This window comes from Catellatospora tritici (genome assembly GCF_019083965.1).
Taxonomy (GTDB): Bacteria; Actinomycetota; Actinomycetes; order Mycobacteriales; family Micromonosporaceae; genus Catellatospora; species Catellatospora tritici.
Window position 1 is genome coordinate 59,289 of sequence record NZ_JAHRCY010000013.1, and the last position, 25,266, is coordinate 84,554.

24 protein-coding genes are annotated in these 25,266 nt (G+C 72.4%); 11 read left to right on the top strand and 13 right to left on the bottom strand.

The window, feature by feature from the left end; translation table 11 throughout:
* Positions 1–11 precede the first annotated feature (11 nt).
* Complete coding sequence (locus KUA19_RS26890; RefSeq protein WP_217400333.1) at positions 12–1,100, top strand: hypothetical protein; 1,089 nt, start codon at positions 12–14, stop codon at positions 1,098–1,100.
* A 263-nt stretch (positions 1,101–1,363) separates the two neighbouring features.
* Here the strand turns inward: KUA19_RS26890 and KUA19_RS26895 are convergent, their stop codons facing one another.
* Complete coding sequence (locus tag KUA19_RS26895) at positions 1,364–2,107, bottom strand: SDR family NAD(P)-dependent oxidoreductase (protein WP_308167677.1); 744 nt, start codon at positions 2,105–2,107, stop codon at positions 1,364–1,366.
* A gap of 162 nt (positions 2,108–2,269) precedes the next feature.
* Between KUA19_RS26895 and KUA19_RS26900 the strand changes: the two genes are divergently transcribed.
* Positions 2,270–2,839 carry a DUF4291 domain-containing protein gene (locus KUA19_RS26900; protein ID WP_217400641.1) on the top strand — a complete coding sequence of 190 codons (570 nt, stop codon included), beginning with the start codon at positions 2,270–2,272 and terminating at the stop codon, positions 2,837–2,839.
* Positions 2,840–2,907: 68 nt separating this feature from the next.
* Here the strand turns inward: KUA19_RS26900 and KUA19_RS26905 are convergent, their stop codons facing one another.
* Both KUA19_RS26905 and KUA19_RS26910 read right to left on the bottom strand, forming a co-directional pair.
* Positions 2,908–3,087 (bottom strand): hypothetical protein, encoded by a 180-nt coding sequence (locus KUA19_RS26905; protein WP_217400335.1) that lies wholly within the window; start codon positions 3,085–3,087, stop codon positions 2,908–2,910.
* A gap of 55 nt (positions 3,088–3,142) precedes the next feature.
* On the bottom strand, positions 3,143–3,802 hold the full coding sequence (locus KUA19_RS26910; protein ID WP_217400337.1) for an FMN-dependent NADH-azoreductase: 660 nt from the start codon (positions 3,800–3,802) through the stop codon (positions 3,143–3,145).
* Positions 3,803–3,909: 107 nt separating this feature from the next.
* Here KUA19_RS26910 and KUA19_RS43155 point away from each other — a divergent pair, with 107 nt between their 5' ends.
* Positions 3,910–4,425: a MarR family winged helix-turn-helix transcriptional regulator gene (locus KUA19_RS43155; protein ID WP_217400339.1), complete on the top strand. Its 516-nt coding sequence runs from the start codon at positions 3,910–3,912 to the stop codon at positions 4,423–4,425.
* 4 nt (positions 4,426–4,429) lie between these two features.
* Here the strand turns inward: KUA19_RS43155 and KUA19_RS26920 are convergent, their stop codons facing one another.
* From KUA19_RS26920 to KUA19_RS26935, 4 genes are all read right to left on the bottom strand, one after another.
* Positions 4,430–4,903 (bottom strand): GbsR/MarR family transcriptional regulator, encoded by a 474-nt coding sequence (locus KUA19_RS26920; RefSeq protein ID WP_254550188.1) that lies wholly within the window; start codon positions 4,901–4,903, stop codon positions 4,430–4,432.
* A gap of 52 nt (positions 4,904–4,955) precedes the next feature.
* Entirely contained in the window at positions 4,956–6,581 is a 1,626-nt protein-coding gene (locus tag KUA19_RS26925) for an ABC transporter permease (protein WP_217400344.1), read from the bottom strand.
* Entirely contained in the window at positions 6,578–7,486 is a 909-nt protein-coding gene (locus tag KUA19_RS26930; RefSeq protein WP_217400346.1) for an ABC transporter ATP-binding protein, read from the bottom strand. Before KUA19_RS26930 ends, KUA19_RS26925 begins: the two co-directional genes overlap by 4 nt.
* A 68-nt stretch (positions 7,487–7,554) precedes the next feature.
* Complete coding sequence (locus KUA19_RS26935; protein WP_217400348.1) at positions 7,555–8,328, bottom strand: alpha/beta fold hydrolase; 774 nt, start codon at positions 8,326–8,328, stop codon at positions 7,555–7,557.
* A 94-nt stretch (positions 8,329–8,422) separates the two neighbouring features.
* Between KUA19_RS26935 and KUA19_RS26940 the strand changes: the two genes are divergently transcribed.
* Positions 8,423–8,968 (top strand): PadR family transcriptional regulator, encoded by a 546-nt coding sequence (locus KUA19_RS26940; protein ID WP_217400350.1) that lies wholly within the window; start codon positions 8,423–8,425, stop codon positions 8,966–8,968.
* 110 nt (positions 8,969–9,078) lie between these two features.
* On the opposite strand, the gene KUA19_RS26945 is transcribed toward KUA19_RS26940, so the two are convergent.
* Positions 9,079–9,828 (bottom strand): GNAT family N-acetyltransferase, encoded by a 750-nt coding sequence (locus KUA19_RS26945; RefSeq protein ID WP_217400352.1) that lies wholly within the window; start codon positions 9,826–9,828, stop codon positions 9,079–9,081.
* Between the two features lie 449 nt (positions 9,829–10,277).
* Between KUA19_RS26945 and KUA19_RS26950 the strand changes: the two genes are divergently transcribed.
* Positions 10,278–11,855, top strand: coding sequence for a M4 family metallopeptidase (locus KUA19_RS26950; RefSeq protein ID WP_217400354.1), 1,578 nt, complete (start codon positions 10,278–10,280; stop codon positions 11,853–11,855).
* A 68-nt stretch (positions 11,856–11,923) separates the two neighbouring features.
* On the opposite strand, the gene KUA19_RS26955 is transcribed toward KUA19_RS26950, so the two are convergent.
* The 3 genes from KUA19_RS26955 to KUA19_RS26965 form a co-directional block, all read right to left on the bottom strand.
* Positions 11,924–13,966 carry an RCC1 domain-containing protein gene (locus KUA19_RS26955; RefSeq protein WP_217400356.1) on the bottom strand — a complete coding sequence of 681 codons (2,043 nt, stop codon included), beginning with the start codon at positions 13,964–13,966 and terminating at the stop codon, positions 11,924–11,926.
* A 114-nt stretch (positions 13,967–14,080) separates the two neighbouring features.
* On the bottom strand, positions 14,081–14,533 hold the full coding sequence (locus KUA19_RS26960; protein WP_217400358.1) for a hypothetical protein: 453 nt from the start codon (positions 14,531–14,533) through the stop codon (positions 14,081–14,083).
* Between the two features lie 169 nt (positions 14,534–14,702).
* Positions 14,703–15,185 (bottom strand): hypothetical protein, encoded by a 483-nt coding sequence (locus tag KUA19_RS26965; protein ID WP_217400359.1) that lies wholly within the window; start codon positions 15,183–15,185, stop codon positions 14,703–14,705.
* 218 nt (positions 15,186–15,403) lie between these two features.
* On the opposite strand from KUA19_RS26965, the gene KUA19_RS26970 reads away from it, so the two are divergent.
* The 4 genes from KUA19_RS26970 (at position 15,404) to KUA19_RS26985 (ending at position 20,968) form a co-directional block, all read left to right on the top strand.
* Positions 15,404–17,083, top strand: coding sequence for an AbgT family transporter (locus tag KUA19_RS26970; RefSeq protein WP_217400361.1), 1,680 nt, complete (start codon positions 15,404–15,406; stop codon positions 17,081–17,083).
* Positions 17,084–17,092: 9 nt separating this feature from the next.
* Positions 17,093–18,892 carry an SLC13 family permease gene (locus tag KUA19_RS26975; RefSeq protein ID WP_217400363.1) on the top strand — a complete coding sequence of 600 codons (1,800 nt, stop codon included), beginning with the start codon at positions 17,093–17,095 and terminating at the stop codon, positions 18,890–18,892.
* A 94-nt stretch (positions 18,893–18,986) separates the two neighbouring features.
* A complete protein-coding gene (locus tag KUA19_RS26980) occupies positions 18,987–19,610 on the top strand; it encodes a CG0192-related protein (protein ID WP_217400365.1) in 624 nt (207 codons plus the stop codon).
* Between the two features lie 167 nt (positions 19,611–19,777).
* Entirely contained in the window at positions 19,778–20,968 is a 1,191-nt protein-coding gene (locus tag KUA19_RS26985) for an RCC1 domain-containing protein (protein ID WP_217400367.1), read from the top strand.
* Between the two features lie 101 nt (positions 20,969–21,069).
* On the opposite strand, the gene KUA19_RS26990 is transcribed toward KUA19_RS26985, so the two are convergent.
* Both KUA19_RS26990 and KUA19_RS26995 read right to left on the bottom strand, forming a co-directional pair.
* Positions 21,070–22,140 carry a dipeptidase gene (locus KUA19_RS26990; RefSeq protein ID WP_217400369.1) on the bottom strand — a complete coding sequence of 357 codons (1,071 nt, stop codon included), beginning with the start codon at positions 22,138–22,140 and terminating at the stop codon, positions 21,070–21,072.
* Positions 22,140–23,459 carry an amidohydrolase family protein gene (locus KUA19_RS26995; protein WP_217400371.1) on the bottom strand — a complete coding sequence of 440 codons (1,320 nt, stop codon included), beginning with the start codon at positions 23,457–23,459 and terminating at the stop codon, positions 22,140–22,142. Before KUA19_RS26995 ends, KUA19_RS26990 begins: the two co-directional genes overlap by 1 nt.
* A 105-nt stretch (positions 23,460–23,564) precedes the next feature.
* On the opposite strand from KUA19_RS26995, the gene KUA19_RS27000 reads away from it, so the two are divergent.
* Positions 23,565–24,329 carry an IclR family transcriptional regulator gene (locus KUA19_RS27000; RefSeq protein WP_217400372.1) on the top strand — a complete coding sequence of 255 codons (765 nt, stop codon included), beginning with the start codon at positions 23,565–23,567 and terminating at the stop codon, positions 24,327–24,329.
* Positions 24,326–25,261: an ornithine cyclodeaminase family protein gene (locus KUA19_RS27005; RefSeq protein ID WP_217400373.1), complete on the top strand. Its 936-nt coding sequence runs from the start codon at positions 24,326–24,328 to the stop codon at positions 25,259–25,261. Before KUA19_RS27000 ends, KUA19_RS27005 begins: the two co-directional genes overlap by 4 nt.
* Positions 25,262–25,266: the final 5 nt, after the last annotated feature.

Sequence of the window (25,266 nt, forward strand, 5' to 3'; positions counted from 1 at the left end):
AAAGGTGACCAATGCGAAAGATTGATCGGGCCGCGGTCGTCGCCGCGGCCCTGCTCACCGCCGCGCTGACCGGCGCCACTCCTTCCTGGAGCGCCACTTCCTGGAGCGCCGCCGGGGCCGGTGAGCAGACCTACGACGGCGCCGGAACCTACACCTTCGACCTGCCCCAGGGCGTCGCCGTGACCCTCGAAATGTGGGGCGCGGGCGGCGGAGGCGGCGGTGGCACCGCCGGTGGTGGCGGCGGGGGCGGCGGGGGCGGCGGCAAGGCCCTGCTCGGTCGGGGCGGTGGCGGCGGCGGGGGCGGCAGTTCCGGCGGCGGGGGCGCGGGCGCCGGATCGGGCGGCGCGGGCCAGTACGTCAAGTGCGTGCTGCCCGCCGGGTTCCCGCCCGCCCACCTGTCCATCGTGCTCGGTCGGGGCGGTAGCGGCGGTCGCGGCGCCACCGGGGTGGCAGGCGGTGCGCCCAGCGCGCCCGGCGGTAACGGCAATTCGGGCCAGTCCTCGGCAGCCGGTTCCGACGGCGCCGATGGCGCGCCCACCGAGGTCAGCGTGCTGTTCAACGGCACCCCGCTGAGCCTGACCGCCGCCGCGGGCGGTGAGGGCGGCAAGGGCGGCCCGGCGTTCGCCGACAACGGCCCCGGCGGCGAGGACGCCACCGCCGCCCGTCCCGGCCAGGCCCGGCCCGGCGGCCTCGGCAGCACCACCCCCGGCGACGGCGGCGTGGGGGGCCACGGCGCCGTGCTGTCGCCGCGCCTGTGCGAGGCGGTCGACGGCGCCGACGGCAACCCGGGTGGCAACGGCACCAACGGCACCGGCGGCGCGTCCGGCGCCGACGGCGCCACCAACGGCAACGGCGGCACCGGTGGCGCGGGCGCGTCCGTGGTCGGCACCGGCGGTGCGGGCGGCACGGTTACCGACGGGGTGCCGCACGGCGTCGGCGGTGCGGGCGGCGCGGGCGGCAAGGGCGGCAAGGGCGGCGCGGGCGGCAACGGGGCGTACGACAGCAGCCTGGCGGCCTTGGGCGGCGGCGCCGGCGGCACGTCCTCGGCCGGGGTCACCGGCCTGGCCGGCGCGGACGGCCACGTCCGGCTGACCTGGTGAGTCCCCGAGCTCACACCTGCTGGTTGTACGCACAACCCGGCAGGTGTGAGCTCCGAGCTGGCCCTCCGCCGGAACGGGGCGGCGACCCGGCGCACCGAGGTCCGCCGCGCTCCAGTCGTCGTCGCCGGGGTGCGATGACGCTCAACGCGGCCGCGCCCCGCCGCCCGGTGCCGCCGTTTCGTGCCTCCGCTCGTGCCTCCGCCCGTGCCTCCGCCCGTGCCTCCGCCCGTGCCTCCGCCCGTGCCTCCGCTCGTGCCGATCGCTCAGACGTGCAGGCTGCGGCCGCCGTCGACCACGATGCGCTGGCCGGTGACGAACCCGGCGCCCTCGGTGGCGAGGAAGCTCACCACGTGCGCCACGTCCTCGGGCGTACCCATCCGGCCGGACGGGACCGTGGCCAGGTAGCCGTCGGTCTCGCTGCCCTCGTGCCGCTCCACCGGGATCCAGCCCGGCGCGACGGTGTTCACGGTAACCCCGTGCGGGGCCAGCTCGTGCGCCCAGGCGCGGGCCAGGCCGATCTGGCCGCTCTTGGCCGACGCGTACGCCGACCAGCCCACCGGCGGCCGATCGGCGATCTCCGAATCGATGTGGATGATGCGGCCCCAGCGGCGCTCGACCATGCCGGGGGACAGGGCACGGCCGAGCAGCACCGGGCTCTGCACGAAGAACGCGAGCTGGCTCAGGTGCGCCTGCCAGTCCGCCTCGGCGATCGGCGCCTCGGGCTGTGGTCCGGTGGCGTTGAGCACCAGCACGTCGATCGGGCCCAGGTAGCGCTCGACGGAAGCGGCCAGCTCAGCCACGGCGGTCTCGTCGGTGACGTCGGCGGCGAACGCGGCCGCGGTGCCGCCCTCGGCCTGGATCTCGTCGACCAGCTGCGCCAGCGGTCCGCCGCAGCGACGGCTGTTGACCGCCACCGCCATGCCGTCGCGGGCCAGCCGCTTGGCGACGGCCCGGCCCAGGCCACGGGAACTACCGGTGATGAGCGCTACGCGCTTGGGGGCTGCCACGCCGGTCGATCCTGCCAGCGTCCACCGTCTGCCACACCCCCGTCCTCCACACTGCGACCCCCATCACCGCGCCGGGCGCGGCCGCCGAGCGCGCCGAGTGGAAATGGGCGGGCACCGAGCCGTGTCCGGCGGCTACCGTCGTGATCCGTGACAGCGACACCGATGCGGCAGATCCGGGCCTGCTACGACGCGGACTCGATCACCGTCTACCAGGCGTATTCGTCCCTGATCGCCGAACCGGCGGTGGCCGCGGGGCGGTTCTCGACCGGGTTCAAGCGGGATCGGATGACGTGGATCAAGCCGTCGTTCCTGTGGATGATGTACCGCAGCGGCTGGGCGGCCAAGCCCGGCCAGGAGCACGTGCTGGCGATCCGGATCCGGCGCGAGGGCTTCGCCTGGGCCCTGGCCAACAGCGCGTTGAGCAGCTACGAGCATGGTGTGCACGCCGACCGGGCACAGTGGCAGCGATCACTGCGCGCCCCGGTGCGCGTCCAGTGGGACCCCGAACGCGACCTGCACCTGCGGCCGCTGCCGTACCGGGCGATCCAGATCGGTCTGTCCGGCGAGGCCGTGCCCCGCTACGTCGACGAGTGGACGCTGGGCATCGAGGACGTCACCGCGGCCTGTCGCGAGATCCGGGCACTGGTGGTGGCAGGTGACCTGGCGGGGGCGGCGGCGCGGTTGCCGGTCGAGCGGCCGTACCCCCTGGAACCGGTGCCTGCCGCATCATGATCCGAAATCGTGGACGCTGGGTGCTGTCATGGCGACATCCAGCGTCCACGATTTCGGATCTCCGCCGGTTACTCGTCGATCCAGGCTGTTGCGGGGGCCGTGCGCCGCAGCACCAGGCCGTCCCTGATCTCCCACCAGTAGGCGTCCTGTTCCTCGGGGGAGATCAGCATCAGGCCGATGGCCTCGGCCGCGCCCCGCTGATCGGGGTCCAGTTGGATCCAGCCGCGCGCGGTTGCGTATCTGCCCATGCCGCGCAGCGTGGCGGCGCGGACCGGCAGCAGCGCCGGTCCGCGCACGAGGTGGTCAGCCGACGGGGGTGCGGACGCGGTCGGCGAGGGTGCGGCCGTGGCTGTGCGCGGTGGCATGGGCGTCGCGCAGGGACTGGTCGGCCAGGCCGCGCAGGGCCTCCATCGCCGGGTTGACCCCGGCCAGGGTCAGCTCCGCCTCCACCTGGTGCAGGTCGAGGCCGAACACGTCGCTGAAAATGCGGTGCAGCCAGGGCGTGCCGTGGTCCCAGCCTTCGCGTGGGCTGCCCGGCCCGTACCCGCCGCCGCGCACCACGACCAGGGCTGCCGGGCGTCCGAGCAGCGGCCGGTCCGCGCCGGGTCCGAGCCGCGGGTCGGTCATGAGCAGGTCGATCCAAACCTTGAGCTGCTGCGGGATGTTGAAGTTGTAGAGCGGCACGGCGAACAGGTAGGCGTCGGCGGCCAGTACCTCGTCGGCGAGGTCGGTGGCGAGCGCCACCGCCTCGGCCTGCGCGGCGCTGCGGTGCTCGGCCGGGGTGCGGCCGCCCACCACGGCGTCGGCCCAGGCCTGCGCGGGCAGCGGGGCCGCGCCGAGGTCGCGGCGCAGCACGGCCGGGTGCGGCTGGTCGCCCCGCCAGGCCGCTTCGACGGTATCGGCGACCTCACGGCTGACCGACCCGTCGGTACGGATGCTGGCGTCGAGGCGGAACAGGTTCATGACATCTCGCTTTCCCAGACGAGCTTACTTCCAGATGTTCTGTTTGACAGAACATCTAGTTCCTAGCACATCTCGCGTGGCACCGCCACTCGCGTACCATCGAGTCCGTGACCGCCACACCCGCCCCCGCCGCCACCAATCCCTGCGCGGGCGACCCCGGTTCCGCCACGGACTTCGGCCTGGCCCTGGGCGCGGTGTTCCGGCAGTACCTCAAGGCCGCCGCCGACGCGGCCGACGGTGTGCCCGGCGGCGGGCGCGGCTATCAGGTGCTCGCGCTGTCGGCGGCGGGGGTGTGCGCCAGCCAGCTCGCGCTGGCCAAGCAGCTGGGCATCGACCGGACCGTGATGACGTACCTGGTCGACGACATGGAGCGCGGTGGGCTGATCGAGCGGCAGCCCGACCCGGCCGACCGGCGGGCGCGCCGCCTCGTCCCGACCGAGCAGGGCCGGGCCGTGCTGAAGCGGGTCCGGGAGAAGTTGGAGCGCGCGGAGCGGGAGATCCTCGCGGGGCTGGCCGAGGAGGAGCGCGAGACGCTGCGGACGCTGCTGCAGCGCGTGGCCCGGCACCACCGGGCGACCGCCGAACACGCCTGTCAGGCGGCCGCGGCGGTCGTCCAGGCCTGAGCCGTCAGGGCGTACGCGCCCGCGTGGCCTGCCACTTCGCGACCAGGGCCGCGATCTCGTCCTGCAGGAAGACGAAGAACTCGGTCATCTCGGTGAGTCGGGCGCCCGCGGCGGACTCGGCGCCCACGGCCGAGACGCCCTCGGCCATCACATCGGCGACCAGTTTGTACACGCCGCCCTTGGCGACGCTGGCCATGTACCAGGAGTTGCTGACCGAGCGGTAGCGGGTGCTGCGGGAACCGGGGACCGGCTCCCGCAGCACCAGGCCGACCTGGACCAGGTAGCGCACGGCGTCGGAGGCCGCGGCAGGGCTGACCCCGAGCCACTCGCCGAGCTGCGCGGCGGTCATCACCCCGTCCTCGGTGCAGGTCAGGGCGCCGAGGACCCGCGCGGGCATGCGGGGGAAGCCGAGATCGGACAGCGTCACCGCCAGGTGCTCGACGAAACGTCGTACCGCTTCCTCGTCACGTTCGGCCATCCGCACATCCTCCATCACCGGTCGGTCCGGCCGCAGCCAGCGCTGTCACGTGTCAGGTGGCCAGGTCCCGCCGCCGGAACAGCGCCATCCCGGCCGTCGTCAGCGCGATCGCGACGCCGAGCAGAGCCAGGATCGGGGTGGCGGTCGGGTCCACGGCCGGGATCGCCGGCACGTGGGTGAACGGGGACAGGTCCCGTACCAGCTGGGGCAGTCCGAACAGGTCGCCGAACAGCCCGCAGGCGATGCTCACCACCAGCGCGGCCCAGGCCAGGCCGACGGTGTATCGGGGCAGCGCGCCGAAGACCAGCACCACGAACCCGGCCACCACCAGCGCGCCGGGCAGCTGGGCCAGCCCGGCCCCGGCCAGGGTCAGCACGCCCACCTCACCACCGGCCGCGGCGTCGGCCAGGCCCATGAACACCCCGGCCAGCACCAGCAGCACCGTGGCGCCGAAGACCGCCCAGATCACATGCGCGGCGACCCAACGGATCCGACCCACGGCGGTGGCGAGCACCGCCTCGGCCGTGCCGCCGGACTCCTCCGCGCGCAGCCGCAGCAGCGCCTGGATCACGAAGCCTGCGGCGAGCGCGCCGTACACGTTCATCATGGCGGCGAAGAAGACGTCGACCAGGCTCGGTCCACCCCCGCCCGCCAGGCCGTTCATCATGTCGACCACGCCCGCGTTGGTGCCGAGCGCGTCCTTGACGGCCTTGCCCAGCGAGCCGATGCCCAGGCCGAACACGGCGCTGCCGATCACCCAGCCCAGGGTGGAGCCCCGGTTGAGCCGCCAGGCCAGGCCGAGCGGGCCGCGCAGCGTACGCGCGGCGGTGGCCGGACCGGGCCGGTCCGGGAGCATGCCCGCGCCCAGATCCCGGCGATCCACCAGCGCGAACGCGGCCGCGACGAGCACGGCGGCGAGCAGCAGCGGCAGCACCAGCACCCACCAGCGCTCCTGCCCGTACGGCCGGGCCAGTTCGCCCCAGCCCAGGGGGGACACCCAGGTGAGCCAACCGGGGTCGACGGCGATGCCGTCGGCTGCCCGCTCGCCGAGCGCGTCGCCGATGCCCCGCACCAGGTACGCGACGCCGACGGCGGTGGCGGCGGTGCCGTTGGCCGCCCGCGCGCCCTGGAACAGTTGGGCCGCGACCGCGGCCACCCCGGCGAACGCCAGGCCGGTGACGGTGCACGCCGCCCCGAACGCCAGCGCGCCCTCGGTGCCCAGCTTCGCGCCCATCAGCGTGGCGGCGACCACCAGGCCCAGCAGTACGTTCGCGACACCGATGGTGATCAGCGCGGCCGACAGCGGGGCGTGGCGGCCGACCGCGCCCGCGCCGATCAGCTCGGCGCGCCCGTTCTCCTCGTTCTGGCGGGTATGCCGGACCACCGCGAAGGTGCTCATCAGCGCCACCACGACCAGCATGGTGGTGAGGTTGCGGAAGTTGACCAGCGCGCCGAGGTCGGCGCCGACCGGCACGCCGCGCATCACCAGGATCGCGGCGCTGGTGCCCGCCCCCTTGAGCGCGGTGATGCGGGACTGCTCGTCGGCGAACTCGCTGGCGACCGCGCTCGCCCCGGCCGAGGACAGCGCCGCCGCGGCGACGATCCAGACCGGCAGTTGGATGCGGTCGCGCCGAGCCGCGAGCCGGACCAGGCGGCCGGTGCCCGCGTACGCGTTCACCGTGTCGCCTCCGTCTCGGCGGGCTGCCGGCCGTAGTGGCGCATGAACAGCTCCTCCAGCGTCGGCGGCTGGCTGGTCAGCGCCTTGACATCGAGCGTGGCCAGGCGCGCCAGCACGCCGGGCAGCGCGGCCGCGTCGACGTCGAACCGGGCGCGGGTGGTGTCGGCGTCCAGGTCGTGCACGCCCGCCAGCTCGCCCAGCCCGGTCAACGGCTGCCCGGTCTCCACCGTGATCGTGGTACGGGTGAGGTGCCGCAGCTCGGTCAGCGTGCCCGACTCGACGGTCACCCCCTCGCGGATGATGCTCACCCTGTCGCAGAGCGCCTCGACCTCGGAGAAGATGTGGCTGCTCAGCAGCACGGTGGCGCCGCGCGCGGTCACCTCGCGCACGGTCTGCTGGAACGCCGCCTCCATCAGCGGGTCCAGGCCGGAGGTCGGCTCGTCGAGGATGAACAGTTCGACGTCGGAGGAGAAGGCCGCCACCAGCGCCACCTTCTGCCGGTTGCCCTTGGAGTAGGTGCGGCAGCGCTTGGTCGGGTCGAGCTGGAACCGCTCCTCCAGTTCGGTGCGCCGCGCCTTGTCCAGGCCGCCGCGCAGGTCGCCGAACAGGTCGATCGCCTCACCGCCGGTGAGGTTGGGCCACAGGTTCACGTCGCCGGGCACGTACGCCAGGCGCTTGTGCAGGGCGACGGCGTCGCGCCAGGGGTCCCCGCCGAGCACCTGGACCTGGCCGGAGTCGGCGCGCAGCAGGCCGAGCAGGACGCGGATGGTGGTGGACTTTCCGGCACCGTTGGGCCCGAGCAGGCCGTGCACCTCGCCGGTGGCGACCGTCAGATCCAGGCCGTCGAGCGCACGGCTGCGCCCGAACGCCTTGGTCAGACCGGTCGCGGAGATCGCGTGAGTCATAGCCCTGAACGTACGCTTCTTTCACAACTTCGTGAAGGTTCTGTTACGTCAAGATTCTGTATAGCCCGTCACGCCCCGGTGGTCACGCCGAGCGCGTCGGCGACTTCGTGGGCGAAGCGGTCGGGGTTGTCGAGCATGATGTTGTGCCCCGTGTCGGGAATGGCCACGAGCCGTACCCCGGCCTGCGTCAACTGCGCCACGCCGCCGGGTTCAGCGCCGGCGGGGTGCAGGTACGTGCGGGGGATGGCCAGGCTCCGCAGCTGCTCGCGCATGGTGGGCACCGTCGCGCGGGCCAGATGCACCGCGCTGCGATGCAGGGCCTCGCGCCCAGCCAGGCGCATCGTGGCAGCCCAGTGCGGGCCGACCCGCTCCAGCGTCTCGTCCCACCCGTGTGCCAGGAACTCGGGCTCGGTGTAGGTGGCGATGCCGGAGCTGCCGGGTCGGCGCGCCGGTGTGCTGGGGTCCAGGTTCGCGTCGACCAGGACCAGCTTGGCCACCAGGTGCGGGTGGCGCGCCGCGAGCACGATCGCGACCGCGCCGCCCATGCTGTGGGCGATCACCTCCGCCCCGGTCGCCGCGGCCTGCGTCAGCGCGGCGGCCAGCACGTCGGCGTGCTCCTCCAGGGTGTATCCGAAGTCGGCGGGCCGGTCGCTGACGCCGAAGCCGAGCATGTCCATCAGCAGAGTCCGGTGCCCGGCCAGGGCCGGGTGGGTCGCCGTGTTGAGGAAATACGGCGCCGAGGTGGCGCCCAAGCCGTGGAGGAAGACCCGGGCCGGGTCGGTGCCCGGCAGCTCCACCCAGCGGATGCGGCTTCCGTCGGGCAGCACCTGTGCGTCGCGCATTGCTTCCTGCTCCTCAATCTCGTTTGAATACCTCGGACTCAAGGTATCACGGAGACAAGGCATACTGGGGTGAAGGTCGACTCAGGGGGAATGGATGATCGAGCTCGCGGTGCTCGGGTTCCTGTACGAGCAGCCACTGCACGGCTATGACCTGCGTAAGCGCGTCGCCGCGTTGACCGGCCACGTACGGCCGATCGCCGACGGCACGCTGTATCCCCTGATCAAGCGGATGGAGGCGGCCGGGCAGTTGACCCGCGAGGTCCAGCGGGGACAGATCGCCGCGCCGCGCCACATGCTCACCCTCACCGAGGTCGGGCGGGCCGAACTGCTGCGGCGCCTGCGCCAGCCCGACGATCTGTTCATCACCGACGAGAACAGGTGGTTCACGCTGCTCGCGTTCCTGCGCCACCTGGACGATCCCGTGGCGCAGTCTGCCGTGCTGAACCGCAGGCTCGCCTTCCTCACCCAGCCCGCCAGCTTCCTGTGGGACGGGGACCGGCCGCTGCGCGCGGCGGACTTCGACGACCCGTTCCGGCAGGGCATGTTCACCATCGCCACCGCGACCACGCGTACCGAACTCGCGTGGCTGCGCACCACACTCGCGACCCTGGCCGGGCCGACGGGCGAGCAGAGACCGTGAGCTGACGCCGTCGCCGGACAGGGGATCATCGCTCACGCCTGCCGACGCGCACCGCACCACCGTGCGATGCGCGTCGACCCCGTTTTGCCTGGTGGAAGACCCTAGCGCGATCAGGCGGGCAGGTGCAGATAGAGGCGCGTGCCGGTGGGGCGGAAGCCGAGGCGTTCGTAGACGCGGCGAGAACCGTCGCCGGAGTACTCCAGCCATACCGAGGCCGCGCCCTGGGTGAACATGGCCGCCGCCACGGCCGCCGTGACGGCGGCGGCGACGCCTCGGCCGCGGTACGGCGGGCGCGTGCCCACGCCCGCCAGTTCGGCGGTGCCGACGGCCGTGGGCGCGCAGGTGGCGCCGCCCGCGCAGGTTCCGTCGGGTGCCCTGACGAACCGCACCGCCCCGCCGCCGTCCTGCAGCCGGCGCAGCCGGGCGGCGCCGCCTGCCGACGAGGCGAACTCGCCGGTGAACGCCTCGGACAGGGCGGCGTCGATCGACAGGAAGTCGTCGTCGGAGTGCGGGGTCTCCGCGAGCGGCCCGCCGTGCGGCGACGTGAACGTGTCCGGGGTGCAGACCAGGAACTCGTGCGTCTGCTCGACGGTGAACCCGGCGGCGTACAGCGCCGGGGCGACGGCGGGCGCGGCCCCGGGGGCGAACTCGAGTCGGGGCAGCAGGCCGCGCTCGCGGAACGCGGCGATCAGCTCCCGTACGTCGTCATCGGCCGGTGCGGCGCCGGGCAGGGGAGTGGCGTAGTTGAGGTACGGGCTGGTGCTGTCGGGGTCGAAGCCGCAGACGAAACCCGGGGTCTCGACGACCAGGGGGCGGCGGCGAAGGTTGGCTACGGCGTACTGCTGGACGATCGTGTCCATGGTGGTGGTTGATCCTCACGGAAGCGAAGCGGTGGCACGCGCCGGGACAGGCGTCATGGGCGCGCGAAAGGTCCGAACGGGGCGGTGCGCTCAGGCACCGGGCTGTCGGGCCGCCGTGAGAGCGGTGGGCACTGCGAGGACCAGCTGCCGGTATGGCAGCGGCTCAGTGCCGACGGCGGCCGCTGGGGGACGCCGAGACCATGGACTTCGTTCCTAACCGTGGAATGACCGCGTAATGCGATGCATGCCGAGTCTGCCACGCGTTTCCCGAGCGCCGCAACCGGGGCCGCCGCGGCGACTGACGCCGCCGGCAACGGCCCTCGTCCGCCCGGCACGGTCGTCGGTCCCGGGTGAATGACAGCGGAGCAATCTATGAACCTCAATGCGGCTGTTATATACAGAGACATCTGTGCGTCACCCGCACGGAACCGTCATCCGGGGAGCCATCCATGAGACGTACCGTCGCCGTCGCCGTTGCCGCATTGCTGGTCACGGCCGCTGCGGGCACCGCCGCGTCCGGCGCGCCGCGACCGCGTACCGACGCTGTCACCGCGGCGCTCGCGTCGCTCACCGCACCTGGGACAGCCACCGGCGCCGAGACCTACCAGCCACAGCGGACCATCGTCGACGCCGACGGCAGCGCCCACGTCCGCTTCCAGCGCAGGTACCACGGCCTGCGCGTGCACGGCGGCGACGTCGTAGCGCACCTGGACCGTACCGGTGCCGCCACCGGCGTGGGCGACGCGTCGGCCGCGCCGCTCACCCTCGACCCCACCGCCCGCGTGACAGCGGCGTCGGCGGCCGCGGCGTCCCGGCGCGCCTTCCACGGTACGGTCACGTCGGTCGGCGCGCCCGAGCTTGTCGTCGACGCCGACGCGGGCAGGCTGGCCTGGGAGACCGTGGTGCGCGGCTGGGCCACCGACGGGCAGACCCCGTCACACCGGCACGTGCTGACCGACGCGACGACCGGCACGGTGTACGGGTCGTACGACGAGATCGAGACCGTGCTCGGGACCGGGCTGGCGATCTGGTCGGGGGCGGTGAGCATCGACACGACGTTCGGCGGTGCGTCGTACGCCATGGTCGACCCGTCGCACGGCGGCAACCGCACCTGCGACATGTTCAACACCACGAGCGGGCCGTGCACGACCTTCACCGACGCTGACAACACGTGGGGCAACTTCACGATCACCAACCGGGCCAGCGCCGCCGCCGACGCGCACTTCGCCTCGGCGAAGACGTACGACTACTTCAAGTTCGTACACGGGCAGAGCGGACGTACCGGCAGCGGCACCGGCATCACCTCGCGGGTGCACTACGGCAGCAACTACGTCAACGCGTTCTACGACGGAACCCAGCTCACCTTCGGTGACGGCGCGGGCAACGCCCGCCCGCTCACCGCGATCGACGTCGTCGGGCACGAGCTGAGCCACGGGTACACCGATGCCCTGGTCCCGTTGGTCTACAGCGGCGAGTCCGGCGGCATCGACGAGGCCAGCAGCGACATCTGGGCCACCATGGTCGAGTTCTACGCGGGCGCGCCCGGCGACCCCGCCGACTACACCATCGGCGAGGAGGTCGACATCTACGGCACCGGGGTGCCGCTGAGCAACCTGTACGACCCGGCGCTGGACGGCTCGTCGCACAGCTGCTGGTCGGCGGCGACCCCGGGCGCGGATCCGCACGTGTCGGCAGGGGTCGGCAAGCACTTCTTCTTCGACCTGGCCGAGGGCACCGGCGCCACCCCGTGGGGCTTCAGCCCGGTCTGCGGTGCGGCGAAGGGGGTCGTCGGCATTGGCCGGGCCAAGGCGGAGAAGATCTGGTACCGGGCGCTGAAGGTGTACGCGCTGCCCACGGTCAAGTACGTCAACCCGGGCAGCCCCGGCACCACCATGCGCGCCTACACCCTGGCCGCCGCGGCAGACCTGTACGGCATGTGCTCGATCGAGTACAAGACCGTCAACGCGGCCTGGGTCGCGGTCAACGTCCCCGGTTCGATTCTGTGCGGGTCGCTCGCGGCCGAGTAGCCTGCCCGGCGGCCGTTAAGAAGGGCCCCTTCTACATCGGAAAGCGATAAGAAGGGGCCCTTCTTACCTCAGGCGGGTGGGAGGACGACGGTCCAGCCGATGGCGCGGGCGGAGGCGACGGTGCTGGTGGCGGAGACGCCCGCCCACGGGCCCGCGGCTGCCCCGGAGGTGTCGCCCGCGACGGTGGACAGCAGGCCGCCGCCGGTGCCGGTGGTGGTGCGGCGGACGGTGACCGTGCCGGGCACCGTCCAGGTGGCGGTGCTGCTGAGCTTCTGCACCCAGTAGCTGAGCACGGTGGAGCCGCCGGTGCCGACCGTCACCGGCGCGGTCGCGTGCGCGGTCTTGGTCGCGGTGTCCTCGAACGCGCCACTGGCCGACACCGCCCCGGCCCCGGAGTACGCCACCAGGACCATGCTGGACTTCGTGATCGCATCGAGCGTCGTCGACACCGTCGAACCCGCGGTGCCCGCCACCGCCGTACGAGTGAACACCCACGAGACCAGGTCGGTGCCGTCGGACTTGGTGCCCACCAGCGTCCAGCCGGTCGGGGTGGTGGTGGTCGCGCCCCGGTTGCCGGACAGGAACAGCACCAGCCGGTCGCCGGGCTGGACGGCCGCGGGCACGGTCACCGACGGGGTCTGGGTGTTGGCGTCGGTTCCGGCCGAGGCCCGGAACGTGATCGTGCCCGGGGGCTGCGAGCTGACGGTGACGGTGTGCGTCACCGTGCCGGTGGCCCCGTCGTCGTCGGTGACCGTCAACGTGACCGGGTAGCTGCCCGCGGCGGCGTACGTGCACGTCGGCGCGGTTCCGGCACCGGTGGCGCCGTCGCCGAACGTCCACGCGTACGACGCGATGGTGCCGTCGGCGTCGGCCGCGCCGGAGGCGTCGAAGGTGCAGGCGAGCTGGGTGCAGGACGAGGTGAACGCGGCCGTCGGGTTCTGGTTGACCGGTGGGGTGGTGCCGTTGGGCTTCAGCACCACGGACCACTGCTCGCCACCGCCACCGGCGACGGTCACCCCGGACAGGCCCGGCACGGTGACGCCCCGGGTGCGGCTGGTGGTGGTGCCGTCACCGAGCTGGCCGTTGGCGTTGTATCCCCAGGTCATGACGCTGCCGTCGGCCATCGCCGCGATGCCGTGGTCGCGGCCGGAGGCGATCGACACCGCCGACGTCACGCCGAGCACCGACACGGGCCGGGTGCGGTTGGTGGTGGTGCCGTCCCCGAGTTCGTCGCGGTAGTTGCGGCCCCACGACAGCACCTGGCCGTCGGCGCGCAGCGCGTACGAGTGGTGCGCGCCCGCGGTGACCGCGGTGACGCCCGAGGCGATGACCTGTACCGGGGTGAGGCGGTCGGTGGTGGTGCCGTCGCCGACCTGGCCGTAGATGTTCCAGCCCCACGCCCAGACGGAACCGTCGGTCAGCCGGGCCACGCCGTGGTCGCGGCCGCCCGCGATCGAGGTGACGTTGGCCAGCGTGCCGACGCGGACCGGGCTGGTGCGGGTGGTCCGGGTGCCGTCGCCGAGTTCGCCGTTGTCGTTGAGACCCCAGGCGACCGTCCAGCCGTTGGCGCGTACGGCGTAGCTCATGTCGCGCCCGGCGGCGATCGACACCGCGTCGGTGAGGCCGGCGACCTGCACCGGCGAGCTGCGGGTGGTGGTCGAGCCGTCGCCGAGCTGCCCGGTCGTGTTCAGCCCCCAGGTGTAGACGGTGCCGGAGGCGGTGCGGGCCATCGAGTGGTTGTGTCCGGCGGCGACCTCGACGACGTTGCTCAGGCCGGGCACCATCGTCGGGGACGGACGGTTGGTGAGGTTGCCCAGGCCGAGCTGGCCCTGCTCGCTGCTGCCCCAGGTCCAGACGTGCCCGGCGGAGTCGAGGGCGACCGCGTGCTCGCGCCCGCCCGCGATCTGGACGATGTCGGTGAGGCCGGGGACCGCGCCGGGCGTCAGGCGTGCGGTGGTGGTGCCGTTGCCGAGCTGCCCGAACCCGTTGCCGCCCCATGTGTACGCCGTGTGGGTGACCACATCGGCCTGCGCGCCGGTGCCCGCGGGCAACGTGATCACCACGAGCAGGCCCACCAGGACCGCACGCAGGTACTTTGTGGACATACGCATGGAACGCCTCCCGGCCGCAGGTCGGCGTGAAATCTAACCCGGGCACGGCGGGGTGCGGCAGCGTCGGTTCAGCTGACAATTCCGGCCGTACATACGGGGTGGCGCTGCCGACGCTCAGCTGAGCCGTTCGGCGCGCCGGCGCCGTATCCGCCTCGCCGCGACCACCGCGAACACACCGAGGCCTGCCACGCCCAGCAGGATCGCGGCGATCGTCCTTTGGTAGGCGTCGCTGTGCAGGCCGTAGACCTCGTCGGCGGCACCGGTGTACCGGGCGGGCAGGCGGTCACCGAGCTGGACCCGGCGGACCGGCGGGTCCACGAAGCCGACGCGGGGCAGGGTGAGGCTACCGTCGTCGGCGGTCCACGATCCCGTGGTGCAGTCGCCCATCACGCACGCGGTCGACGCGAACACTCCAGACAGGCCCTTCTCCTGGTGCGCGCGCCAGGACGGCCCGAGGTGCCGCGCCCCCTGCACCAGGAACATCACCGACAGGATCGGCAGGACCGCCCACAGTGCCAGCACCTTCACAATCTTGGTGGTGAACTCGCGGGTGAAGTCGTCTTCCATCGAGGTCCCTCCGGAACCCGGGCAAGGATGAGGCCAGGACGGTGGCTCACGGTATACCCGTCGGGGGAGCACCGCTGACCCGAACAGTCCCAGATTCCTAGGATGGCGTAGCCATAGTGACCATGATCGTGGCACGCGCCTAAGCACTGCCTCGCGGATTCGGATCTGCTCAGGCGCGGAAGCGGTTCGGGTCGGGTTGGCTGAGCCGGTCGGCGCGCTCGCGCCGCTTCCGGTGGACGGCGATCGCACCGACGGCAGCCAGTCCGATGAGTCCCACCAGGATGTTGGCGATCCGGCTGCGGTAGTTGTTGCTCGGGATGCCGTAGACGGCACCGGAGCCGCCGGCGTACTGGGCGGGCACCCTCCTGCCGGTGTGCAACCGCTGATCGGGCTCGTCATAGAGGCGTACCGGGTGCAGCCGGATCCGGCCGTCGCCGGAGGTCCACGTCCCACCGCCGAGGCAGTCGCCGTGGCTGCAGCGCGCGGTGAAGACTCCCGGCGTGCCGAGCCCTTCGTGTGCGCGCCAGGCCGGGCCCAGTTGCAGCACGCCGTCGATCACGAACCATGCGGACATGACGGGCAGCAGCAGCCACAGCGCCAGGGCCCTGCCGATGCGGGCGTTGTCCTCGCGCACCATGCGCTCGACATCCACGCGGACGTCCTTCCGCGACTTTGCTCGGCCGGAGGAGCCGAGGCGGGGGCTCACGGTATACCCGCCGCGCGAGCGCCGCCGCCCCGGCGCGGGCGGCAACGGTCGTGTCCGGATGAAATTCATGAATGCTGGCGAAAAGCGCACTCTGGGGCGCTGATCGCATCATGCTGGGCTTCGGGGGCTGTGTCCGGGCTGGTGGGTGCGGGGGAGTGGTGGGGATGACCGCGGCGGTGGGCGCCGAGAAGAGGACGTTCACCCAGCGGATGCTGGACGGGGTCGAGCGGGTCGGCAACAAGGTCCCGCACCCGGTGATGATCTTCTTGTACCTGATTCTGTTGATCATCATCCTCTCGGCGGTCTTCGCCGCGTTCGGGGTCAAGGTGACGTACGAGACGGCTGCCCCCGGGCCGATCGCGGCCGAGGAGACCTACCCCGGCGGCACCATCGAGCCCTCGCTGGAGATCCCACCGGAGGAGCTGTACCACCCTCCGGTCAAGACCCACACCGAGACCACCGAGATCAGAAGCCTGCTCACCGCCGACGGCATCCGGTTCATCTTCACCTCGGCGGTCAGCAACTTCACCAACTTCGGCGTCGTCGGCGTCATCCTCGTCGCCATGATCGGCGTCGGCCTGGCCGAGCGGGCCGGGCTCATCGGCGCGCTGATCCGCAGGCTGGTCGCGGTCGCCCCACCCTGGTCGCTGACGTTCATCATCGTGCTGGTCGGCATCCTGTCCTCGATCGCGTCCGACGCCGGATACCTGGTGCTCATCCCACTGGGCGCGGTCGCGTTCATGAGCGTCGGGCGGCATCCGCTGGCCGGGCTCGCGGCGGCGTTCGCGGCCGTCGGCGGCACGTTCATGGTGAACGTGCTGATCACCCCGACCGACGGCATCATCACGGAGATCACGAACGAGGCCGTCGCGCTGGCCGATCCGACCAAGAAGATCGGCTTGACCGCGAACATGCTGTTCGCCATCGGGTCGACCATCTTCCTGGCGATTCTGATCACGGTCGTGACGGAGAAGATGATCGAGCCACGGCTGGGCAAGTTCACCGGGACCGTGTCGAACGAGCCCACCGACGTCCCCGACGCGAACCCGGCCGAGGGGCACGCCGACCCGGCCGGGCAGGCCCGCGGGCTGCGGTACGCGCTGTGGGGGCTGCTCGCCGTGCTGGCGCTGCTCCTGCTGCTGTCCGTGCCGCCCCGGCCCTGGGGCATCCTGCGCAACCCGGTCACCGGCAGCCTGGTCGAGGACTCGCCGCTGATGGACAGCCTGATCTTCATCATCATGCTGGTGTTCCTGGTCTGCGGCCTGTGCTACGGCGCGGGCGCCGGGACGCTCCGGGGCAGCGCGGCGGCGATGGACGCGATCACCAAGACGTACGCCGGGCTCGGCGGTCTGATCTTCATGTTGCTGGTGATCGCCCAGTTCATCGCGTACTTCAACTACACGAACATGGCCACCGTCGCGGCGGTGAAGATGGCCGACGCCCTGGAACGAGCCAGCATCGGGCCGTTGTGGCTGCTCATCGGGTTCATCGTGGTGGTGCTGCTGCTGGACATCATCATCCCGGGCGTCATTCCGAAGTGGGCCATCTTCGCGCCGATCTTCGTGCCGCTGTTCCTACGCCTGGGCGTGGCGCCGCAGACCGTGCTGGCCGCCTACCGGGTCGCCGACTCGCCGATGAACGTGGTCACCCCGCTCATGGTGTACCTGCCGTTCATCGTGCTGCTGGCGCAGAAGTACAAGAAGGGGGCGGGCGTCGGGACGGTGATCTCGCTGATGATCCCGTACACGATCATCATCGCGGTGGCCTGGACGCTGTTCTTCGTCGCCTGGTATCTGCTGGGCATCCCGCTCGGCCCGGGTGCGCCGGTCCACCTCGCGTCGTAGGACCGCGCCGTGAGCCAGGCGGCGGTCGCGTTCGCGATCCTCGGCGCGGCGGTCGTGCTGTTCGTCTGGAACCGACTGCCCGTCGAGGTGGTGGCGCTGGGCGCGGCGCTGAGTCTGTACTTCACCGGGCTGCTCGGGCCCGCGCAGATCTTCGCCGGGTTCGGCGATCCGGTCGTCATCTTCGTGGCCAGCCTGTTCGTGGTCAGCGAGGGGTTGGACGCGACCGGGGTCACCACGTGGGCCGGGCAGGCGCTGACGGCACGGGCCGGGACCGGGCGCACCCGGCTGCTGGTCCTGGTCATGCTGCTGGTCGCCGGGCTCACCGCCCTGATCACGGTCAACGGGGCGGTGGCGGCGCTGTTGCCGATGGTCGTCGTCTTGGCCGTACGCACCGGACTGTCGCCGTCGGAGCTGGCGATGCCGCTGGCGTTCGGCGCGCACGCGGGGTCGATGCTGGCGCTGACCGGCACCCCGATCAACGTCATCTCGTCCGAGGCGGCCCAGGGCGCCACCGGCCGCGGGTTCGACTTCTTCGAGTTCGCGCTGGTCGGGGTGCCGCTGGTGCTCGGCACGATCGCGATCGCGGTGCTGGCCGGACACCGCCTGCTGCCCCGGCGCGCCGCCGAGACGATGCCGCAGGACCTCAGCCGCCACGCCCGCACACTGGCCAAGCAGTACCGGCTGGACCGGGACGCGTACCGGCTGGCGGTGCCGGTCGACGGCGGGCCGGTCACGGTGCCGGACCCGGACGCCTACCCGGGGCTGGTGCTGGTCGGGGTACAGACGGCCGACGGGCTGCCGCGGGCGTCCGGCGCGGTCGGCGCCGGTGACGTGCTGGTCATGAGCGGCGACGCGGAGTCGGCGGCCCGGTTCGCCGCCGACCGGGGGCTGGCGTTCCTGCCCGGGGCCACCGCCGACCACGTCGTGGGCGCGTTGCTCAACCGGGCGTACGGCGTCGCCGAGGTCGTCGTCAGCCCGCGCTCCGGCCTGGTCGGGGCGGCGGCGTTCCCGGGGATGGTCACCGACAGCGGCGACCTGGTCGTGCTCGCGGTGCAGCGCCGGGGACACCTGCGGGGGCCGGGCCGCACCGAGCTCGCCGCCGGAGACACGTTGCTGGTGCAGGGTGACTGGGCGGCGCTGGAACGCAACGTGGACCGTGACCCCGACGTGCTGGTCGTGGACTCCCCGGCGCTGCTGCGCCGCCAGGCGGTGCCGCTCGGTCCCGGAGCCAAGCGTGCTGTGGCGGTGCTGCTCGGGATGGTGGTGCTGCTGGCGAGCGGGATCGTGCCGCCCGCGGTGGCGGGGCTGCTGGCGGCAGGGGCGATGGTGGTGCTGCGGGTGGTGACCATGGGGCAGGCGTACCGGGCGATCTCGTGGACGACCGTGGTCATCATCGGGGCGATGATCCCGCTGTCGGTGGCCATCCAGCAGTCGGGTGCGGCCGAGTTGGTGGCGCAGGCGCTCGTGGGGGCGGTCGGCGGCGGTGGCCCGTACGCGCTGCTGCTGGGGTTGTTCCTGCTCACCGCGGTGCTGGGGCAGCTGATCAGCAACACCGCGACGGCACTGATCGTCATTCCGATCGCGTTGTCGGCCGCCGGGGAACTGGGGGTGTCGGTGCGGCCGGTGCTGATGTGCGTGACGGTGGCCGCCGCGGCGGCGTTCCTGACGCCGGTGGCGACCCCGGCCAACATGATGGTGATGGGGCCGGGCGGCTACCGGTTCGGCGACTACTGGCGGTTCGGCCTGGTCATGCTGGCCTGGTTCGGGATCGTGTCGGTGCTGCTGGTCCCGGTCTTCTGGCGTTTCTGACCCTTCGGCGGCGGTCTCGCCGATCTCGCGCACGGATTCCGCCCGACCCTGGTGCGCCTCCACCCAGTTCCTGTTGATCAACTAGGATGCGGGCATGGCGTTGCTGCACAAAGCTGAGCTCACTCCGACCAAGCTGGAACTTCTGGCCGCCTGGCTGCCCACCCGGTCCTGGTACGACGGACCGGCCGCCCCCGCGCTGGAGCGGGTCGCGGCGTGCCGGTTCGACGACCCGGCGGGTGAGGTCGGCGTGGAGACCATCGTCGTGCGTGCCGGTGACGGCCCGCTGCTGCACACCCCGCTGACCTACCGCGACGCGCCGCTCGCCGGGGCTGAGCAGTGGCTGGTCGGCACGACCGAGCACGCCGTGCTCGGCAAGCGTTGGGTGTACGACGCCTGCGGCGACCCGGTCTACGTGGCCGCCCTGGCGGGCGCGATCCTCACGGGCTCGGGCGAGGCGCTGGAGTTCGTCGAGGAGGACGGCCGCGCGGTTCCACGGACCCCCGCGATGAGCGTGCGCGGCACCGGCGCCGCGACCGCCGCCCCGTCGGTGGCCGAGGCGGCCGTGACCGACGGCGACCCGGCGCTGCTCGCGGTCGGTGAGCTGGAACTGGCGGTGGCCCGCGTTCTCGACCCGTCGGCGGACGCCGGCACGCGGCTCGTGCTGCACGGTTCGTGGCCGGACCTGGCCGGTCGGGTGGTGCTGGCCTGGGTGCGCTGAGGCGCCGTACGTCCGGATCGGCACCGACAGATCCGACCGGTCCCGGGCGCGTCGAAGACGAGCTTCCGACATCACCCTGTAAATCTGTCACTGATCGTGACCTGCGCGTTTGTGTGAACCGCCGGTCCAGTGCTCAGTTCGGGGGGAATGAAATGGAACCGTTCTGCGTGAGCAGACGACGGGCCGCAGTGATCGCGTTGGGGGCGGTATTGGCGCTTCCTGTCGTCCTGCACCACACGGAGAAGCCGGCCGGCGCCGATGGCGGCCAGGGCCAGGCGGTGGCGTGGGGTGACAACGACAGCGGTGCTCTGGGCGACGGCACGACCATTCGTCGCCCAGAGGCCGTGGTGGTCGAGGGCCTCAGCGGGGTGAAGGCGTTGTCAGGCAGTCTCAGCCGCGGACTGGCGCTGCTGAACACCGGGACAGTCCGAACCTGGGGGAACAACGAAGAAGGGCAGCAGGGCGACGCCACCACGACCAACCATCTCACGCCTGGCGCGGTGCCCGGGGTCGACAGGGCCAGCGCCGTGGCCGCCGGTGGGGTGCACAGCCTCATCCTGCTCGATAGTGGCAAGGTCCTGGCCTTCGGTTCCAACAGGTACGGTCAGCTCGGCATCGGCACCGTCTCCGACCGGGAGCGGCTGGTCGAGGTGCCCGGCCTCAGCCACGTACGGGCGATCGCGGCCGGCAAGTATCACAGCCTGGCCCTGCTCGACAACGGGAAGGTGATGGCCTGGGGCCTCAACGACCGGGGTCAGCTGGGCATCGGTGTCACCGATCCTGCCGAGACGGGGCGCTCCCGGCCGGTCGAGGTGGTGGGTCTGACCGGGGTGAAGGCCATCTCCAGCTTCTACGATCACAGCCTGGCCCTGCTGGACAACGAGGACCGCACCGTCAAGGCGTGGGGCGACAACTCGGGCGGCGTGCTGGGCAACGGCGTCACCGGTGGTCTGTCCAACACCCCGGTCGCCGTGCTGGGCCTGACCGACGTGGAGGCCATCGCGGCGGGCGGGACGTTCAGCCTGGCCCTGCGCGGCAACGGCAAGGTCAAGGCGTGGGGCGACAACACGTTTGGCCAGCTCGGTCTGGGCGTGGCCTCGGCGCCCCGCAACCGGCCGACTGACAACGTGGTCGGCCTGTCCGGTGTTCGTGCCATCGCCGCCGGGATCGGGCATGGCATGGCACTGGTCGACAGCGACGACGACATCGTGAAGACCTGGGGTATCAACAACGCCGGCCAGCTCGGCGACGGCCTCATCAACTCGGCCCCCAACCCCACGCCGATCACCGTGCAGACCACCCTGGCGCACATCGGCGTCATCGCCGCCGGCCACTTCAGCTCCTACGCGGCCGACTGACGAGGTCGCCGACCCGGGACTGAGGTCGACCCCGGCTCTTCGAGCCGCCGGGGTCGACCTCACGGTGGTGTGACGTCCTGGTCGATCCGGACGCCGCGTCGTCAGGCGCCCCAGATCCGCTCGGCGTAGTCGAGGAAGTTGCGGCCCATGATCTTCTCGATCCGGCCCGAGGTGAACCCGCGCTGCTCCAGCAGCGCGATGAGCTGCCGGAACTGGTCCACCCCGCGCAGGTCCACCACGAACGGGAAGGTGTCGGCGCGCTCCCCGGCGGCCCCGACCCCGGCGGCCTGGCGCTGGGCGACGTGCTCGGCGAGCTGGGCCCGGTAACCGTCGAGGTCGTCGATGGAGGTGACGGTGCCGTCGGTGCCGATGCCGACGGCGTCCTCGCCGCAGACGTTCACGGCGTGCACGATGTGCTCGACGACGTCGGCGGCGCGGGCGTGGCCGGTCGGGTTGAGGAACGGCATGAAGTAGATGCCGACGAAGCCGCCCTGCTCGGCGACCAGGCGCAGTTCCTCGTCGGTCTTGTTGCGGGGCAGGTCGGTCAGTGCGCGGCAGCCGGTGTGGTTGATGGACACCGGGCGGGTGGCGGTGCGGATGGTATCCAGGCAGGTGTTCTCGCCGCTGTGGGACAGGTCGACCATGATCCGGTGCTGCTCGAGCGTGGCGACGACGTCGCGGCCGAACGGCGTCAGGCCGCGGTTGTCCGGCGCCATGGAGCCGTCGCCGATGTGGTTGGCCTGGTTGTAGGTCAGCTGGATGACGCGTACGCCACGACCGGCGAACTCGGCGATGCGGTCGAGGTCGTCGCCGACGGCGACGGCGTTCTGGAAGCCGTAGATGACGCCGACCTTGCCATCGTGGTGGGCGGCGCGGATGTCGGCGGCGGTGCGCACCTTGAGCAGGTCGTCGGGGTGCTGGTCGATGATGGCGTCCCAGACGTCGAGCTCGTGAATGGTGTGCTCGTAGGGCGGCATGTCGCCGAGGGTGTAGCCGAGGGTGATGTTGACGGCGGTGAGGCCGGAGGCGTGCGCGTCGGCGATGGTGCGGGCGTCGATGGTGAGCTCGTCGCTGGTCTGGATGAGCTTGCTCGCCGCGTCGGAGGAGTGCGGAGCGTTGGGGTTGTCGAGCGCGCCCAGCGCGTTGATGATCATGTAGTCGGTGGTGCTCATCAGGCGGGCGTTCCCTTCGGCTGCGGGGTGTATTCGGTGCGGTCGTAGCGGCGGCCGCGCTTGACGGTGAACTCGACGGTGCGGATGTTCTCCAGGTCGGCGACCGGGTCGGCGGCCAGGACGACCAGGTTGGCGAGCTTGCCCGCCTCGACGGTGCCCATCCGGTCGGCGGCGCCCATGCTCATCGCACCGACCAGGGTGGCGCAGCGGATGACCTGTTCGGCCGGGATGCCGCAGCGGCGCCACAGGAACAGCATCTCGTCGTGCAGCGACGGGAACGGCTGGTCCGGGTCGGTCTCGTAGTCGGTGCCGGTGCTGATCGGCACCCCGGCCAGGTAGGCGTCGGCGGTGAGCCGGATCGACAGGTCGATGTTGGCCAGGGCACGGTCGCGAGCGGCGTCGTCGTCGGCCTGCTCGGCCATCCAGATCCACATGCTCGCGGTGGCGTCGAGCACGGTGCCGCGGGCGATCATCAGGTCGTACAGGGCGTCCAGGCGGGGGTGGCCGTCGCGGACCAGGGCGGCGGTGTCGATGGGCGCCTTGGTCTTGTAGCTGGTCAGCGACTCGTCGACGGTCTGCTGGGCGAGCAGGGTCACGTGCGAGACCGCGTCGACGCCCGCCCCGACGACCTCGGCCGGGGTGGCCGGGAAGACGGCGGCGTGGGCCCAGACGGCGATGCCCTGGCGGTGTGCCTCGGCGGTGATCGCGGCGACGGTGCGGGCGGGCAGGTCGGCGTAGACCTTGATGGCGGTGGCGTGGGTGCCGCGGGCCATCGCCACGGCCAGCGGCAGTTCGGTGTGGTCGTCGATGGCCTGCATCCACGGGACGTGCCCGGGGGTCTCGCCCTGCGACACCTGCCAGGTGCGCGGGTCGTCGAAGAAGTTGGGTCCGGCCATCAGCGCCGCGTAGTGGATGTCGGGGCCCGGGATCTCGCCGACGAGCGTGGCGCGGGTGAGGTCGGCGATCTGGCGCAGGTCGTCGGCCATGTCGCGGATGGCGGTGACGCCGCCGTACACCTGGCGCCGCAGCGCGGCCTCGGCGACGGGCCGGTTGGGCGGGGTGGCCAGGTGCTGGTGGGAGTCGATGAGCCCGGGGAGGACGTATCGGCCGGTCAGGTCGACCACGGTGGCGCCGTCGGGGACGTGGGTCTCGGCGTCCGGGCTGACCTGGGTGATGACCGGGCCGTCGACCAGGATCGTGATCCCGGTGCGAGCCGGTCCGCCGGTGCCGTCGATGAGAGTCGCGTTCCGGTACGCCACCACGGTCCCCGGTGCTGCCGGGGCGTGGGGCGTGGGGGCGCCCTCGTCCTCGTGTGCCATCGTCGCCACCTCCGCTTGTTACAACAGCTGTAACACTTGTATCGTTTGTTGAAACCTCGCGGTACTGTACTCCCCGCCGGACCCGAAGCGAAAGGAGCGGTGACGATGCCACGATCCGCCAGCTCCGCGGTGGACAAGGCGCTGGACCTGATCGAGGCCGTCGCCCGCGCCGACCGTCCCCAGCGACTGGGCGAGCTCGCCCAGTCCGTCGGCCTGCACCGCGCCACCGCGTACCGGGTGCTGCTGGACCTGGTCGCCCGGGGTTGGGTGCTGCGCATCGGCGAGCACTACCTGCCCGGCGGCGCCGCGCTGCAGGTGTCGCGGGCGGCCGCGGCCGGTTCGCTGGCCGCGCTCGGCCACCCGGTCCTGGAGCGGTTGTCGCAGGCCACCGACATGATGGTGAACCTGCAGGTGCTGGAGGCCGACCGGTCGCGCGTCGTCGACGCGGTCCGCCCCGCGCGGCTGCAGATGATCAGTGACCTGCTCGGCGAGGCGCTGCCGGTGCACCGGTTCGCCGGGCCGCTGGCGCTGGTGGCCCAGCTCGACCCCGCCGCGCGCGAGCCGTACCTGGTGCCCGCGCGCGAGGCCGGATATCCGCTCGACGGAGCGCGGGGGCTGTCGGCCGACCTCGACCGTGCCCGTGCGGACGGCTACGCGCTGGAACGCGGCCGCAACGACAAGCTCATCGCCTCGATCAGCCGCGCCGTCGTGTCGGCCAAGGGCGTGCCGCTGTGCGCGCTGACCGTCGTCGGCCCCGACAGCGAGTTCGACGACGCCCGCGTGGCGCAGCTGCGTGGCCGGCTGGCCGAGGCGACCGCCGCGCTGGGCACCACGCTGACCACCCTCACCGACGACGGGAGCAATCCGTGAACGGCGTCCGCATCCTCGACCGCGAACAGACTCGGGCCGGGCTCGACCCGCTGCTGGTGCTCGACGCGGTCGCCGCCGCGCTGGTCGCGTTGAGCCGCGGCGAGGTGTCGGCGCCGCCGCGCATCGCCGCCATGGCACCGGCCGGGCTGCTGGGCGCGATGCCCGCGTACGTGCCGGGCCTGGGCCTGGCCGCCAAACTCGTCTCCGTCTTCGCCACCCCGGGACAACCCGGCCGCAGCACCCACCGCGGCATCGTCGCCCTCTACGACGAGCACGACGGCACCCCGGTCGCGCTGCTGGACGCCGAACCCCTCACCGCCGTACGCACCGCGGCCTCGGCGACGCTGAGCATGCGCGCCCTGGCCCCGGATCCGGCCCGCATCGCCGTGCTCGGGGCGGGTGTGCAGGCGCGCGCCCAACTCGACCTGCTCGCCGCGCTCGGAATCGGCGTGCCGGTGACCGTCGGGGGGCGCGACCTGGACCGGGTCGCGGCGCTGGCCGCCGACTACGAGTTCGCCGCCGCGTCGGGCATCGAGGCCGCCGTGCGCGGCGCCGACGTGGTGTTCTGCTGCACCGGGGCCCGCGAGCCGCTGTTCCCGAGGGCGTGGCTGGCCGACGGCGCCCACGTCAGCTCGGTCGGCGGTTCGCACGGCTGCGAAGTGGACGCCGACACGATCGCCGCGGCTGCCCTGTTCGCGGAGTGGCCGGGGGCGGCCGCCGCGGCGCCGCCTGCCGGGGCGTTCGAGCTGCAGGGCGTCGACCCGGCGCGGGTGACCCTGCTCGGGTCGGTTTTGGACGGTCGGCACCCGGGGCGCGGCGGCGCGCTGTCCGTATACAAGTCCACCGGTCACGCGGCACTCGACGTGGCCGCCGCGGCGGTGGTGCACGCCTGGGCGAGAGCGACAGATGTCGGCACCGTGCTCGGGGGGTGACCGCG

Excerpts from the sequence above, each read along its gene's own strand:
- KUA19_RS26950 (WP_217400354.1), top strand. The coding sequence starts at position 10,278 with ATGAGACGTACCGTCGCCGTCGCCGTTGCCGCATTGCTGGTCACGGCC.
- KUA19_RS26940 (WP_217400350.1), top strand. The coding sequence starts at position 8,423 with ATGATCGAGCTCGCGGTGCTCGGGTTCCTGTACGAGCAGCCACTGCAC.
- KUA19_RS26910 (WP_217400337.1), bottom strand. The coding sequence starts at position 3,802 with ATGAACCTGTTCCGCCTCGACGCCAGCATCCGTACCGACGGGTCGGTC.
- KUA19_RS26970 (WP_217400361.1), top strand. The coding sequence starts at position 15,404 with ATGACCGCGGCGGTGGGCGCCGAGAAGAGGACGTTCACCCAGCGGATG.
- KUA19_RS26900 (WP_217400641.1), top strand. The coding sequence starts at position 2,270 with ATGCGGCAGATCCGGGCCTGCTACGACGCGGACTCGATCACCGTCTAC.
- KUA19_RS26930 (WP_217400346.1), bottom strand. The coding sequence starts at position 7,486 with ATGACTCACGCGATCTCCGCGACCGGTCTGACCAAGGCGTTCGGGCGC.
- KUA19_RS26945 (WP_217400352.1), bottom strand. The coding sequence starts at position 9,828 with ATGGACACGATCGTCCAGCAGTACGCCGTAGCCAACCTTCGCCGCCGC.
- KUA19_RS26980 (WP_217400365.1), top strand. The coding sequence starts at position 18,987 with ATGGCGTTGCTGCACAAAGCTGAGCTCACTCCGACCAAGCTGGAACTT.
- KUA19_RS26935 (WP_217400348.1), bottom strand. The coding sequence starts at position 8,328 with ATGCGCGACGCACAGGTGCTGCCCGACGGAAGCCGCATCCGCTGGGTG.
- KUA19_RS26995 (WP_217400371.1), bottom strand. The coding sequence starts at position 23,459 with ATGGCACACGAGGACGAGGGCGCCCCCACGCCCCACGCCCCGGCAGCA.
- KUA19_RS26960 (WP_217400358.1), bottom strand. The coding sequence starts at position 14,533 with ATGGAAGACGACTTCACCCGCGAGTTCACCACCAAGATTGTGAAGGTG.
- KUA19_RS27000 (WP_217400372.1), top strand. The coding sequence starts at position 23,565 with ATGCCACGATCCGCCAGCTCCGCGGTGGACAAGGCGCTGGACCTGATC.
- KUA19_RS26955 (WP_217400356.1), bottom strand. The coding sequence starts at position 13,966 with ATGCGTATGTCCACAAAGTACCTGCGTGCGGTCCTGGTGGGCCTGCTC.
- KUA19_RS26905 (WP_217400335.1), bottom strand. The coding sequence starts at position 3,087 with ATGGGCAGATACGCAACCGCGCGCGGCTGGATCCAACTGGACCCCGAT.
- KUA19_RS26890 (WP_217400333.1), top strand. The coding sequence starts at position 12 with ATGCGAAAGATTGATCGGGCCGCGGTCGTCGCCGCGGCCCTGCTCACC.
- KUA19_RS26920 (WP_254550188.1), bottom strand. The coding sequence starts at position 4,903 with ATGGCCGAACGTGACGAGGAAGCGGTACGACGTTTCGTCGAGCACCTG.
- KUA19_RS26990 (WP_217400369.1), bottom strand. The coding sequence starts at position 22,140 with ATGAGCACCACCGACTACATGATCATCAACGCGCTGGGCGCGCTCGAC.